The sequence below is a fragment of the Catonella sp. genome (assembly GCF_057250765.1).
Genome location: NZ_DBHIEC010000002.1, coordinates 1 through 14,666, shown reverse-complemented (window position 1 = coordinate 14,666; position 14,666 = coordinate 1). Strand labels below are relative to the sequence as shown.

Below are 14,666 nucleotides of genomic sequence, written 5' to 3'. Positions count from 1 at the left end.
GCAAAAAATGGAAAATAAACTTATTAAAGAATTAAGAGAAGAAATATCAGGGAAAAAGGTACTCATTCTGGGCTTTGGCAGAGAAGGGAAGCTAAACCTTGAAGTGGTTGCAAGGGCAGGAGAAGTGAGTAAAATTGTCATTGCGGATCAGAATGATATAAATATTAAGGAAGCAAGGGATATAGTCACTAAAGCAGGAAGTAAGAACCTCGATATAAGTACAATAACAGGAGAGGACTATTTGTCTCACTTAGACGAGTTTGATATAGTCTTTAAGAGTCCCGGAGTAGTCCTTCCTAAGCCTTTTTATGAATATAAAGCCCTGATAACTTCTCAGGCTCAGTATTTTCTAAAGGTATATGGAGGACAGACTATAGGAGTGACAGGCACAAAGGGAAAGAGCACTACCACAACCCTCATCTACCACGAACTAAAGGAAAATGGCTTTGATACAGTTTTGGTTGGAAATATTGGTATACCTGCCTTTGGACTCATAGACGAGATAAAGGATGATACTAAGGTAGTATTTGAACTTTCCTGTCATCAGCTGGAATACGGCAGCTATTCTCCTCATATCGGTGTATATCTAAATATCTTTCCTGAACATCTTGACCACTATGGAAGCTTTGAAAAGTACAGAGCTTCAAAGGAAAACATATACAGAAATCAAAAAGAGGGAGATAGGCTCTACTGCGGAACCGGGGTTATACCAAAGAAGGGTGAGGCTAAGTCGGAGGTAACTGTGGTTTATGACTTTAATAGAGATGATAAGAAGTTTGAAAATGACGAGCATGTTACTACATTTGTAGAAGGAGATTTCATATCCCATAAAACATTTACCTTTAGTATAAAAGAGCATGAAACAGCCTTAAGAGGCTTTCACAATTTCTTTGATATAGCCATAGCTTTCGCTGTCTGCACGGACCTTGGTGTAAGTATAGAAGGCTTTGAGGCTGCTCTAAGGACATATAAACCTCTCCCGCACCGCCTTGAATTCGTGGGGAATGTAGACGGGATAAAGTTCTACGACGATTCTATCTCCACAATTCCTGCTACAGCGATAGAAGCGATGAATACCATAAGTGATACTGATACTATAATCATAGGAGGAATGGACAGAGGAATAGACTACGAGCCTCTTATAAAATACCTTGAAAAGTCTAAGGTTCCTAATATTATTCTTATGGAGACTACCGGGGCAAGGATTAGGGAAGAGATAAAGATGGGCTATATGGAGCTAAACAATTCAGACAGGCTTTATCTTGTGGACAATCTTTACGACGCAGTTAAGCTTGCAAAGAAGATAACTAAGAAGGGGAAATCCTGCATCATGAGTCCTGCTGCCGCAAGCTACGGCATATTTAAGAACTTTGAAGAAAGAGGAGAGACCTTTAAGAAGTTTGTAAAAGAAGAATAATCCGAATTTTATCAACCTTTTGTGTACAGGACCCAAAACTGAAAGAAGAAATTTCTCTAAAAAACGCAGAAAAAATTTAAAATAAAGAATTGATAATCGCGCTTTTTTGTTTTATCATGTGTTTTGCAGAGTCATAGGAGTTATTATGCGATGGCGCATCATAGAATGATGGCCGTTAACATTTGCCATTTAATGAGAAGATTGTGAGTGCTTTTAGGGAATGCTCGGATTGTTGGGGAAAATAAATAATAAGGATTCAGGTAAACAATGAAAGAAAAGAAGAATCTTACACTGAATTATATCTTTGTTCAGGTTGGTATGTGGGCAATGTACGCACCCCTTATGGGGTACACTTCAGTTTTTTTACTTGCAAAGAAATTTACCAATACGGAAGTCGGTATAATTTCAGGACTGGGCTGCGTGATATCCGCAGTATTACAGGCTTTGATATCTGCCTATGCGGATAAGGAGAATGCCAAGTCAGTTAAAACCCTTCTCACCATGATTGCGAGTTTCCAGCTTGTTCTAGCGGGTGTGCTTTTGGCCCTTGGCAACCATCTCTTCTTAGTAGCAGGCATAGTATTTGGTGCACTTATCGCTATCATGCAGTTAATGGTGCCTCTTACTAACTCTCTTGCTATGGAAATGATGAACCAGGGGAAGGAGATTAATTACGGAGTTGCCAGAGGGACAGCCTCCTTGCTTTATGCGGTACTTGTGAACTCGATGGGAGCTTTTGTAAAAGATGATGACCTAAGCATAGTTCCTATTGCCACTATGATATCAGCCTCCATTCTGCTTGCTGGCACTGTTTTCTTTCCTTTTAAGAAGGCCAAAAGACACCGGGAATCTGTGGAGGAGAGGACTTACGAGACTAAGCCTTTCTTAGTGAAGTACCCTAAACTTGCTATATTTTTAGTAGGGGCTGTGTGTGCCTATGTAGGACATAATCTTATTAATACATTTTTATACCAGATTGTTATGCTTAAGGGTGGAACTCATACCAATATGGGCATCTGCCTGGCTCTGGCTGCAGTATTTGAAATACCTGTTATGTTTGGTTTTGCCTTCCTTGTCACAAAGAGAGACAGCAGCACCTGGGTGAGAGTTGGTAGTGTAGGTATTATGTTTAAGATAATACTAACCCTTATTGTACCTAATGTGATGAGTCTTTATTTTGTACAGGTCTGTCAGCTGTTTGGCTTTGCAACCTTTGTAGTGGCTACGGTCTACTATGCAAACCACGCTGTAGAGGAATGTGATAGAGTTAAGGGACAGGCTTATATGACTATGTCAAATACACTTGGAATAGTTTTTGCTTCTCTTCTTGGTGGAGCACTTATAGATATTCTTGGTACCAATGGAATGCTTGTGGTAGGCTCCATAATTTCGGTTGTAGGCTGTGTATTAGTATTCATATCGACTACTAAGGAAAAGAAGGAGGCTATATAGAAAGATTGACAAAGTCTATCTGTTATAATATCATATAGATATTGTATACAAGTATACTGATGTGGAGGTTTTATGAAAAAAATACCGTTTGTAACATTAGATGAGGTAAAGGAAATAGTAAAGACCTACCCTACTCCTTTCCACATCTATGATGAAAAGGGAATTAGGGAAAATGCTAGAAATCTAAAAAAAGCTTTTGGCTGGAATAAGGGCTTTAAGGAGTACTTTGCAGTAAAGGCTACACCTAATCCATATATTTTAGATATTCTAAAAGAAGAGGGCTGTGGAACAGACTGCTCATCTCTTGCAGAGCTTATGATGAGTGAAGCCTGTGGAATAACAGGAGAAAATATCATGTTTTCGTCAAATGTTACTCCTGCCGAAGAGTATGTAAAGGCAAGAGAGCTTGGGGCTATCATCAATCTTGACGATATAACCCATATAGACTTTCTAAAAGACTGTGCAGGCATACCTGAGAAAATAAGCTGCCGTTACAATCCGGGCGGAGTATTCAAGGTAAGCAATGACATTATGGATAATCCAAATGATGCAAAGTATGGTATGACCAAAGCACAGATGTTTGAGGCATTTACCCGTCTTAAAGAGCTTGGCGTAAAGGAATTTGGCATACATTCATTCCTTGTAAGCAACACAGTAACCAATGACTATTATCCTATGCTTGCTACAGAGCTATTTAAGCTTGCTGTAGAGCTTAAGGAAAAATGTGATGTTCACATAGGCTTTATTAATCTGTCAGGAGGTGTGGGAGTTCCTTACAGACCTGAACAGGAGCCAAATGACATCTTTGTCATAGGTGAGGGAGTAAGAAAAGCCTTTGAAGAAATCCTGGTGCCAAATGGTATGGGAGATGTGAGCATATTCACTGAGCTTGGTAGATTTATGCTTGCTCCATATGGACATCTTGTAACTAAAGCAATACACGAGAAGCATATTTACAAAGAGTATATAGGTGTAGATGCCTGTGCTGCTAACCTTATGAGGCCTGCAATGTACGGAGCTTATCATCATATAACGGTGCTTGGTAAGGAAGATGAGAAAGAAGAGTTTAAGTATGATGTGACCGGTTCACTCTGTGAGAACAATGATAAGTTTGCAATAGACAGGATGCTTCCGCATATTGATATGGGAGACTATCTGGTCATCCACGATACAGGGGCCCATGGATTTGCAATGGGCTACAACTACAATGGAAGGCTCAGATCGGCAGAGCTTTTAAGAACAGAGGCGGGGGGAGTCAAACTTATAAGAAGGGCTGAAACACCTGCTGATTATTTTGCTACCTTGGACTATCCGGGGCTTAGCAAAACAAAGTAAAAAAATTTTTCGTTTTTTGAGATTTTTAAAAGAAAAAGACTAAAGTAATGATAATTTTTGCCGATAAATAAATCAGAGATACTAATTGAACTTGGTTAGGAGATTTATTTATCGGTTAATTTATATCCAAACCAAAACAGATTAATGGAAGGTGATGTTATGAGAGTAGATAATTTTGGACAGATTTCAAACGCTTACAATGTTAGCAAGGCAAGAAAGCCTGAAGCCGTGGCTAAGACTGAGAGAGGCAGTGACACAGTTGAAATCTCTGATGCAGCTAAGACATTTCAGGTAGCAAGGACAGCGGTGAATTCTGCTTCTGATGTCCGTACTGACAAGGTTGCACAGCTTAAGTCTGCAATTGAGAACGGTACTTACTCTGTTTCTGCAAGAGATATAGCTGATAAACTTCTAGAGGGACGTTTTTAGAATAGAAGATGGCAAATAAATAATCGGAGGAACTATGGCGAGCTTAATTGAAGAACTAATCATGGTCCTAGGCGAAGAGGAAAGGATTTACAGTGAAATCATTCCTCTCGCTGAGAAAAAAACCCGAATAATTGTAAAAAATGACCTCCAGTCTTTAACCAGCATTACTGAGGAAGAGCAGGCTTTAGTGAGCAGAATCAGCAAACTGGAAAAGAAAAGACAGGAGGTCATTCGTAATATAGGCATAGTTATGAATAAGAAGGAAAGTGAACTAAACTTCCTTTCTATCATCAATCTGATAAGAGGGCAGGAAAGAGAGCAGCAGGAGCTTAGAGTAATACACGATAAGCTTAAAAGCACTATTAGCCTTCTAGCTATGCTTAATGAGAGAAATCAGATGCTTATAAAGCAGTCGCTCGAAATGATTGATTTTGATATGAATCTGCTTCAGAGCCTGAGGACCTCTCCGGGAGTAGGACAGTATAATACATTCTCAGAAGTAGAACTTCAGGGTGAAAAAAGCGGGATGTTTGATGCTAAGAGTTAATTACAGCAGGGAGATATAATATGAGTTTAATGACAAGCTTTGGCGTGGGAGTTTCGGGTCTTAACACAGCCCAGAATTCGCTTAACGCGACTGCACACAACTTAACCAACGTTGATACTAAGGGCTATGTACGCCAGCAGGTGCTTACTGTTGATAAGGAATACGAGAGAACAGCAACACTTAGATACATGGACCAAACCGGTCATGGCTCTATCGTAGACAAAATCAGACAGCTAAGAGACAGATTCTTAGATGATTCTTTTAGAAGAGAGAGCGGAAGACAGGGATTCTACAATGCACAGGCAGAAATTGTGACAGAAGTAGAGAATCTTTTTGGCGAGCTTCAGGGTACAACCTTCCAGAGCTCGATGCAAGACCTCTGGAAATCGGTTCAGGAACTTCAGAAAGAGCCTGAGAGCGTGGTCGCAAGAACTTCTTTGGTTGAGACAGCGGGAACTTTTATTGAGCGTTGTCATACCATTACTACTCAGCTTAAAAGCCTAAGACAGGATATCAATCTTAAGATAGAAAACAATGTGAAGCGTATCAATGAGATTGGAGTAAGGCTTGACCAGATAAATGATGAAGTCCGCAAGGAAGAGGTCATCGGTCAGTCAGCAAACGACTACAGAGATGAGAGAAACAAGCTTCTTGATGAGCTTGGAAGCTACGTGAAGGTTAGCTACAAAGAAGTCAAAGATGGCTCTGTACTTGTTACAGTAGAGGGAACACAGTTTGTAACCGAATTCGGGGTAAATGAGATAGGCCTTAAGACTACCGATGATGAACTTAAATTACACACTCCTGTATGGAACTTTGATATAAATGACGATAAGGAGCCAAGAGAAGTATTTAACTTTGACTTCCCTCCAACATCAGCAGCAGATACAGATATAGGCTCACTTAAGGGACTCCTTCTTGCAAGGGGCAGGCAGGGAAGATATACCGATATTCCTGTACAGCCAAAGCCCGAGGACTATGAAGAGGGTGAAAATGATGAGCATTACATAAGTGCGATGAGAGCCTTTGAGCAGGCAAAGGTTAACTACAACAACACCGTAGCGCCTTCTCTTTTAACTAATACAGAGGCACAGTTTGACCAGTTAATCCACGGTCTTACTACCATGATAAATGACATACTTGCACCAAACCTTACTGCAACCTGGACAGATGGAGGAGTTCCGGTATGGAAGAATTCAGAGGGCAAGGTGCTTGAGGGAGATGAGATTCCTAATATAGATATTTCAGACCTCGAAGACTATAAGATAGAGGAAAAAGATGCCTTAGGCAATCCTACAGGAAGATACAAGGTATCCATCCTCGATGCTAAGAATGCACCAGTTAGTGCAGATAAAACTAAAACACCGGGTAATGCACTCTTTGATAGAAAGAGTACGCCTCGTTATAAAGAGCTTGATGTGGAGATGGACGGCAAGAAGGTAATGCTCTACAACAGTGAGGACTATGATCCAAACTATGAGGGCTCTAAGTACTCGATGTTCTCTATGGGAGAAATTGAGGTAAATAAGCAGATAAGGGGAAATGTTTCTCTCATACCTTTAAGCTATAACACCAACACAGGCGATTACAGTATGGATATAGCCGCAAAGCTAAACAAAGTATGGGATGAAAAATTTGCTGTATTAAATCCAAACACACTTACTAAAAATAATTTTATGGAGTATTATACAGCTTTTACTTCTGAGGTGGCCAATACAGGGCATACCCTTAAAGCTATGGCTAAGAGCCAGGAAACCACAACCCAGAGTGTGGATAACCAGAGGCAGCAGGTGCTTGGTACCTCTTCAGATGAAGAGCTTACACATATGATTAAATTTCAGCAGGCCTTTAATGCGGCATCCAGGTATATTACAGTAATAGATGAGATGCTCGAGCACGTTGTAACCAGACTTGGTTAAGGCCTATTCGTGAACAAATAGGAGATATATATATGCCATCAACATTTTTTGGATTGGATATAGGTACGTCAGGACTTCATACCTATCAGGCTGCGCTCAATACAACTGCGCACAATATAACTAACACAAGGACAGAAGGATACAGCCGCCAGCAGGTTAACCGTCAGGCAAAGGATCCTATTGCCATCGCACAGCGCTATGGTATGGTAGGAACCGGTGTTACTGCTAACAAGATTTCACAGGTAAGAGATGAGTATTATGACTTAAAATACCGCTCTGCCAATACAGTTAACGGAGAATATGAAAGCAGAGCTTACTACTTAAATAACATCCAAAATTTCTTAAATGAAATCAAGGAGGGTGGCTTCAATACCAACTTTAAGAATCTTTTCAATGGTATGTCAGAGGTTGAAAAAAACCCTACAAGTAAGTCTGCAAGGGCGCAGATGGTAAACCAGGCCTATGCTCTTACTGAGTATTTTAACAATGTATCTGAGAACTTAAAAAACACTCAGAATGAAGTTAACTTCGCTATTAAAAATACCGTAGATACCATTAACTCATACGGAGACCAGATTGCAACCCTTACCAAGCAGATAAATATGGTAGAGGTAAGCGGAGGCTTTGCAAACGACCTTCGTGACCAGAGAAACCTCCTTGTGGACAAACTTTCTGAGCTTACAAGCGTAAGTGTTAAGGAGGAGAAAATCGGTGAGGCTCTTGATGGAAAGCTTGCGGGAGTTACTCATTATACAGTTAAGATAAATGGCGGTTATCTTGTAAATAACTACAGGGCCAATAAGCTTGATGTAGTGCCAAGAGATTATATAAGCAATATAAATGACGTAGAGGGTCTATATGATGTGACCTGGGCAGACGGTCAGGGATTTAGTGCACATAACAGCCACCTTGGCGGTAAGCTTGGTGCCCTTTTTGAAATGCGTGACGGCAACAATATGGCGTCTCTTAGATGTCACGTAAAAGAAGCTTCAGAGGGCGATACAGAGATAACTCTTGAAGATACCAATATCAACAGCATTGAGGAAATGAACTTCCCACCTAGAGGGCGTATACAGTTAGGAAGTGAAGAGTATGAGTACACAGGCTTTGATGTGAAGATTGAGAAAGACGAAGATACAGGAAAAGATAAATATAAATATATTTTTAAGCTAAAGGAAGATAAGCCTATCACTAAGGACATAAGCGAGGATTCAAAGGTGGTTGCCAAGATAGGCGAGCAGGTTAATTTTAAGGGAATTCCTTATTACCTGGACCAGTTAAATACCTTTGTAAGAAAGTTCTCCAAAGAATTTAATGAGGTACATAAGACAGGTGTGGACCTTGATGGCAATAAAGGAGAAGACTTCTTTAATGGTATTGACAAGACTACAGGCGAGAACTACAAGTTCAAGGTGCCTGGAACTGAGGATGAAGACGGCAATGAGATAACAGAGTTTTCATCAGATGACGAGACATACTACAGACTGGTTGCCCATAATTATTCCGTAACAAGGACGTTTAAGGAGAATCCAAGCCTCATAGCTGCAGCCAGCACTATATCTGAGGGTATAGAGAATACAGATGTAATGAAGAAGCTCGAGAGTCTTCAGAGGGATAGAACCATGTTTGACCATGGTAAGCCTGAGGAATTCTACCAGTCACTTACATCTGATATAGGAGTTGGAGCAAAGACAGCAGAAACATTTGCAAAAAATCAGGATATGATGGTTAAAGCAATTAATAACCAAAGGCTCTCTATTTCAGGCGTTGACAGTGATGAAGAAGCTATGGATTTGGTTAAATTTAGAAATTGTTATAATCTTTCTGCTAAAGTAATTACAGTAATGAACGAAATATATAATAAGCTGATTAATGAAATGGCAGTTTAATTTCAAAGTGATATAGAAAGGACTTAAGGCTATGATGAGAGTTACCAACCAGATAATGACCAATAATACTCTGACTAACATAAATACTAACAAGCTCAATCTTATGGGTATAGAGGAACAGTATCAGACAGGAAAGAAGATACAGCGTCCTTCTGATGATCCGGTTGTTGCAGTTAGAGCACTGAAGCTTCGTAACAATCTTACTGAGATAAAGCAGTATTTTAAGAAGAATGTTCCGGATGCAAAGAGCTGGCTGCAGGTAACTGAAAGTGCACTCACTCAGGTGACAGACATCTGTAGAACACTTCATGGCCTTGCCACTCAGGGCTCTCAGGACAGCCTTACAGCTGAGAACCGTGCAAGTATAATGAAGACAATGGCGCAGTACAGACAGCAGATATACCAAGAAGGAGATGCTAACTACGCCGGAAGATATGTGTTTACGGGGTATAAGACGGATACAAGCCTTACATACCTTGAAAATGATAAGAGCAAGCAGTATACAATTACTGAAGAGTTTGATAAGACATCCATCAAAAACAACCTTAGGACTTACGGCGGATTCTCCCTTAAGGACTATGAACCGGGCGGGGTCAATGATTTCACCGAACACGCAGAGAATATGGCAGTAAATTACATAAGGCTTTCATACAAGAACCTTGACGCTGCATCAGATGATTTTCCAAAGCTTATAGTGAAGGATGCCGATGGCAATGAGGATAGCATTGATATTACGTCTACAAATGAAAATGGAGAGGTGCTTACCTCTAAAGATTCAAAAGCTTATGAAAAGCCTGAGACAGGAGCAAAGTTCATAGCTGACACAGGAGAGCTCATTCTTTCTGATGAAGCTTATGAAAATCTTAAGAGTGCAAAAAGCTTCAATGTAGTGTATAATAAAACTGAATTCCAGACTGGCGATGTTCGTCCTGAACACTATTTTGACTGCACAGCAACTCCTTTTGATGCTGATGGTAATCTTACAGAAGATGAAAGTAAGATAATCAACTACAAAAAGGAAGACCAGGATATAGAGTACGAGGTAAGTTTCAACCAGAGGCTTCAGATAAATACTCAGGCAAAGGATGCGCTTACTCAGGACCTTGGCAGAGAGCTTGATGGAATTCTTACAAGCATTGAGGATGTGAATCTTGTAGAAAGTAAAATCAAAGAGGTAGACAAGGTAATAGGCAATACTACAGATGAGAATGACCTCGCTAGCCTTAAGCAGCTTAAGGAGGCTATGAATACAGAGCTCACCCTTAAGAAAAAGGTTATGCAGGAGAGATTTTCCAAGGCCATTAATAACATAAGAGATTATCAGGATGTAGTAAATAAGTCTATCGCAGACCTTGGTAGTCGCGATGCAAGACTGGACCTTACGGAAGAGAGACTCTCCGGACAAACTGATGATTTTACCGACCTTATGTCAAATAATGAGAATGCGGATCTTGTTGAGACTATTATTAACTTTAATGCACAGAATGTAATATACAATGCATCTCTCCAGGCAGGTGCAAAGGTAGTGCAGAATTCATTATTGGACTTTTTAAGATAAACATTAACAATATAACCTAAATGAAAGAGGTGGAAAACATGCTTGTAAAGACAAGATTTTTTGGAGAAGTTGATATCGAAGATGAGAAAATCCTTACATTTGACAACGGGATTATGGGCTTCGAGGATATGAAACGCTGGACACTTATTTATGACATTGAAAAGGGTTCCGAGGGTCCTATTTCATGGTTCCAGTCACTTGATATGGCAGAGCTTGCTCTTCCTGTAATCAACCCATATACTGTTACAGCAGTATATGAGCCTGTTGTTGAAGATGAGCTCCTTAAGCCACTCGGAGAATTTAAGGATGAAGAACTTGTTACACTTTTAACAATTACTATTCCAAGTGAGGACCCTAGCAAGACAACTGCTAACTTCAGGGCTCCTATACTTATCAATCCTGTAAACCGCAAGGGAATACAGGTTATAGTAAATAATGAAGACTATCCTATTAAGTTTAGCATCTACGAATCAGTTCAGAAAATGAAGGCAGAGAAAAACAAGTAAGAGGAGGAATGACAATGTTAGCTTTATCAAGGAAACCCGGTGAAAGTGTCATTATCGGAAATGACATTGAGCTTACCATCCTTGAAGTAAAGGGAGAACAGGTAAAAGTCGGAATCAAGGCTCCTAAGAGCGTTGCGATATATAGAAAAGAACTGTTCGAGCAGATACAGGAGTCTAATAGAGAGGCTTCCCATGCTTCAGAGAAGGGTATGAAGGATATAAACAAAATTTTTGAATAAAATATAAGAAGGGTTAAGTTTACCCCTGACACTGCCGATAAGACTTATAGAAAGCGTATTCTATGTTTTAAAACTATTTCAACATGCAAAGGATTGTATGATTTAAGTTTACATGGAGGTGAACAAATGAGTCTTAAAGTGATGCCTAATGCTGTAAGTCAGTCTGGCATCGAATTTAACGGCAATATTAGCTACCCTGCAAAAAGTGGGAGAGAGACTAAATTTGACATCGACGTAGCTATTACCGGTCGTGCCAAGAAAGGGTATGTTGGACAGACTGACAACCAGGGAAACGAAAACGGGATTGCGGACTCAGAAGATGAGAACCGCATAAAGAGCGCAATTGACCAGGCGAATGAGAGGATTAAGCAGTCAAACGGTTACAGGAGGTTAGCTTTTTCGTATAACAAGGAAACTGGGAAGATTTCCATAAAGGTATATGATGAGATAACCAGAGAACTAATCAAAGAGATTCCGCCTGATAAAAACAAAAGTATACTTGAGAGAATACATGATTTGGCAGGTATAGTTGTTGACGAAAAAAGGTAAGGAGGAATTGATATGCCAATAAGACTTTCAGGAATTAACTCTGGTATGGATACTGATTCTATGATCAAGAAGATCATGGACGCGCAGAGAACCAAGCTTAGCAAGGTTGAGGGAAAGAAAACCAAGCTTGAGTGGAAACAGGAAAAGTGGAAAGAGCTTAATACCAAGCTTTATTCTCTTTATACCAATAAGATATCTGCGCTTAGGTTCTCAAGTGCTTATACAACCAAGAAGACTTCAAGCACAAATGAAGGTGTAGTTAAGGTTACCGGTGAACCATCGGCTTCTGACGGAGCACATAAGATACAGGTTAAGCAGGTGGCTACAGCCCAGAGCGTAACCGGTGCAAAGGTAACAGATATTGAAGATTTCGGTAAGGATTCAGTGCTTACAGACAATGGATTCGAGCTTGGTGAGGAGATTACATTCAAGGTAGGCGACAAGGAGCATACCTTAGAGGTAAACGGTGATACCACAGTTGGAGACTTCCTTAATGCGGCTAAGAAGGCAGGTATTAATGCAAGTCTTGATACCAAGCAGCAGAGAATTTACTTATCTTCAAAAGAGAGCGGCTTAGCCAATGCTTTTGAGATTAAGGAGTCTAAAAACGATGTGAGCTTGACGAGCGGACTTGAAAAGCTTGGTCTTTCGGGTTCAGGAGTTACCAAGCTTGATGCAAAGAATGCTATCTTTAGAGTAGATGGTACTGAGTATGAGACAGCTACAAACACCAACACCATTAACGGTCTTAATATAACAGTGTCAGGAACTACTGCTGACTATGACTTAGGTGATGCAGGAAAGAGTGTTTCGGTAAGTGCTACTACTGATGTAGATTCTGTATATAACAACTTCAAGGGCTTTATTAAAGAGTACAATTCTATCTTGAAAGAGATGAATGAGCTCTACTATGCAGGTTCTTCAAGAGGATATTCTCCTCTTACTGCTGACCAGAAGAAGGACATGTCTGAAAAGGATGTTGAGAACTGGGAGAAGAAGATAAAGGATTCCCTTCTTAGAAGAGATGAGAAGCTTGGCAATGTACTTAATGGTATGAGGGAAGCTATGCAGACCTCAGTAAAAGTTGGAGCTGATTCAAACGGTGAAGGCGGAACCAAGTATAGTCTCGCTAGCTTTGGAGTTATGACCTCTTCTGACTATAAGGAAAAGGGGCTGCTTCATATATTTGGAGATTCTGAGGACGGAGTATATTCTGCAAAGGAAGACAAGCTAAAGAAGGCTCTTACAGAGAATCCATCTGAAACAGCAGAGGCTCTTCAGGGAATTATGAAAAATCTTTACGATAAGATGACAGATGCAATGAGGGGTACCAGCCTTTCATCAGCTATGACATTCTACAACGATAAAGAGATGGTACAGCTTTCTACTACATACAAGAAAGAATATACTACACTTGAAGACAAGCTAAACAAGATGGAAGACAAGTACTACAAGCAGTTCGCTGCTATGGAAAAAACTATGGCTACCATGAATGCTCAGAGCAGCAAGCTTCAGAGCATGCTTGGAAGATAATAAAAGGATTACGAAGAGATATCATGATTATGGTATCTCTTTTTGAATGCAAAGAGGACGAAGCCACTATAAGGTAAATGGTTATATTCGTATTCGTGATTTTAATATATAAAAACACAAATGGTTAAATATTATTTCACAAATTAAATTTTTAAAGCATCTAAAGTAAAGTTTGCTTTATCCGATATATACTTTGTAATTAGTAACAGACATACATTTGGAGGGAGTACGATGACAAACGCAGCTAGTCTTTATCAGGGAGCATCAATAAATACAGCTACGCCTGCTGAACTTACACTTATGCTCTACAATGGAGCTATCAAGTTTTGTAACCAGGCAATGGCCGGCATTGAGGAGAAGAACTTAGAGAAGGCAAACAATAACCTGATTAAAGCGCAGAACATTATATGGGAGCTTCAGGGAACCCTGGACTTCAAATATAAGGTAGCTAAAGATTTTGATATCATTTACCAGCGCATATTAAGAAACCTGCTTATGGCAAACATCAGAAAGGATGCGGATAAGCTTAATGAAGCCCTTGAGGATATAAGAGGAATGAGGGACGTATGGGTAGAAGTAATGAAGGCGGCAAAGAATTCATAATGAATACAGAAGTGGGAAATTACTTAGAACTTATGGCTGATTCTCTGGTTAAGAAGGGGAAAAAACTTGAAGAGGTGCTTGAACTTACAAAGGCACAGGAAACCCTGCTTAGCAAAGAGGAATTTGATGAAGAGAACTTTGACAATCTCATAAACAAAAAAAGTGCGTTGATTGAAGAGATAAATAAGCTTGATGAAGGTTTTGAACTTACTTATAACAGAGTAAGGGAAATGATTAAGGAGAATCCTAAGGCCTATAAAGATAAGATAGAGAAGCTTCAGAATTCAATTAGAACACTTGTAGATAGGGGAGTGGAGATAGAAGCCTGCGAAAGAAGAAACCAGATTAAGTTCGATCTTAAGGTTTCTAAAGGTAAGGACAAGATTCGAAGCTATAACCTAAACAGCAATGCAGTCACAAAATACTACAGCAATATGAATGGTAGTGTGGATGGCACAACATATTTCGTGGACAAAAAAAAATAATTATAAAATACTAAAGTTTTTGAAAACGATGTCGATATATATTGTGAAGGTAAAACTTAAGGCTAATCAAAAGGAGTGTACGGCCTTAAAGAGAGGCCAAAAGTTTTATAACTATATTAAATTAATTATTCAGCAAGGAAGCTGAATACAAATTCAAGGAGGAAAATTATTATGGTAGTACAGCACAATCTTACAGCAATGAACT

General features: G+C 39.7%; 14 protein-coding genes. All 14 read left to right on the top strand.

Going from position 1 to position 14,666, the window contains the following annotated elements:
• Positions 1-7 precede the first annotated feature (7 nt).
• The 14 genes from murD to ACO6HM_RS01195 all read left to right on the top strand — a co-directional run bounded on the left by murD (position 8) and on the right by ACO6HM_RS01195 (position 14,461).
• Complete coding sequence (gene murD, locus ACO6HM_RS01260; protein ID WP_485389391.1) at positions 8-1,417, top strand: UDP-N-acetylmuramoyl-L-alanine--D-glutamate ligase; 1,410 nt, start codon at positions 8-10, stop codon at positions 1,415-1,417.
• Between the two features lie 267 nt (positions 1,418-1,684).
• On the top strand, positions 1,685-2,869 hold the full coding sequence (locus ACO6HM_RS01255; protein ID WP_485389390.1) for an MFS transporter: 1,185 nt from the start codon (positions 1,685-1,687) through the stop codon (positions 2,867-2,869).
• Positions 2,870-2,941: 72 nt separating this feature from the next.
• Positions 2,942-4,204: a diaminopimelate decarboxylase gene (locus tag ACO6HM_RS01250; protein WP_485389389.1), complete on the top strand. Its 1,263-nt coding sequence runs from the start codon at positions 2,942-2,944 to the stop codon at positions 4,202-4,204.
• Between the two features lie 159 nt (positions 4,205-4,363).
• Positions 4,364-4,633 carry a flagellar biosynthesis anti-sigma factor FlgM gene (flgM, locus tag ACO6HM_RS01245; protein WP_208427972.1) on the top strand — a complete coding sequence of 90 codons (270 nt, stop codon included), beginning with the start codon at positions 4,364-4,366 and terminating at the stop codon, positions 4,631-4,633.
• Between the two features lie 34 nt (positions 4,634-4,667).
• Entirely contained in the window at positions 4,668-5,180 is a 513-nt protein-coding gene (locus ACO6HM_RS01240) for a flagellar protein FlgN (protein WP_485389388.1), read from the top strand.
• 20 nt (positions 5,181-5,200) lie between these two features.
• Positions 5,201-7,099, top strand: coding sequence for a flagellar hook-associated protein FlgK (gene flgK, locus ACO6HM_RS01235; RefSeq protein ID WP_485389387.1), 1,899 nt, complete (start codon positions 5,201-5,203; stop codon positions 7,097-7,099).
• 32 nt (positions 7,100-7,131) lie between these two features.
• On the top strand, positions 7,132-8,988 hold the full coding sequence (flgK, locus tag ACO6HM_RS01230; protein ID WP_485389386.1) for a flagellar hook-associated protein FlgK: 1,857 nt from the start codon (positions 7,132-7,134) through the stop codon (positions 8,986-8,988).
• Between the two features lie 31 nt (positions 8,989-9,019).
• Complete coding sequence (gene flgL, locus ACO6HM_RS01225; RefSeq protein WP_485389385.1) at positions 9,020-10,546, top strand: flagellar hook-associated protein FlgL; 1,527 nt, start codon at positions 9,020-9,022, stop codon at positions 10,544-10,546.
• Positions 10,547-10,584: 38 nt separating this feature from the next.
• Positions 10,585-11,052 (top strand): flagellar assembly protein FliW, encoded by a 468-nt coding sequence (gene fliW / locus ACO6HM_RS01220; RefSeq protein WP_485389384.1) that lies wholly within the window; start codon positions 10,585-10,587, stop codon positions 11,050-11,052.
• A gap of 14 nt (positions 11,053-11,066) precedes the next feature.
• Positions 11,067-11,291, top strand: a complete 225-nt coding sequence (gene csrA, locus ACO6HM_RS01215; RefSeq protein WP_208427978.1) for a carbon storage regulator CsrA — start codon at positions 11,067-11,069, stop codon at positions 11,289-11,291.
• 126 nt (positions 11,292-11,417) lie between these two features.
• Complete coding sequence (locus ACO6HM_RS01210) at positions 11,418-11,840, top strand: flagellar protein FlaG (RefSeq protein WP_485389383.1); 423 nt, start codon at positions 11,418-11,420, stop codon at positions 11,838-11,840.
• A gap of 12 nt (positions 11,841-11,852) precedes the next feature.
• Complete coding sequence (fliD, locus tag ACO6HM_RS01205) at positions 11,853-13,373, top strand: flagellar filament capping protein FliD (protein ID WP_485389382.1); 1,521 nt, start codon at positions 11,853-11,855, stop codon at positions 13,371-13,373.
• 231 nt (positions 13,374-13,604) lie between these two features.
• Complete coding sequence (fliS, locus tag ACO6HM_RS01200) at positions 13,605-13,976, top strand: flagellar export chaperone FliS (protein WP_485381114.1); 372 nt, start codon at positions 13,605-13,607, stop codon at positions 13,974-13,976.
• On the top strand, positions 13,940-14,461 hold the full coding sequence (locus ACO6HM_RS01195) for a hypothetical protein (protein WP_485389381.1): 522 nt from the start codon (positions 13,940-13,942) through the stop codon (positions 14,459-14,461). The genes fliS and ACO6HM_RS01195 overlap by 37 nt, the downstream gene beginning before the upstream one ends.
• The last annotated feature ends 205 nt before the right edge of the window (positions 14,462-14,666 follow it).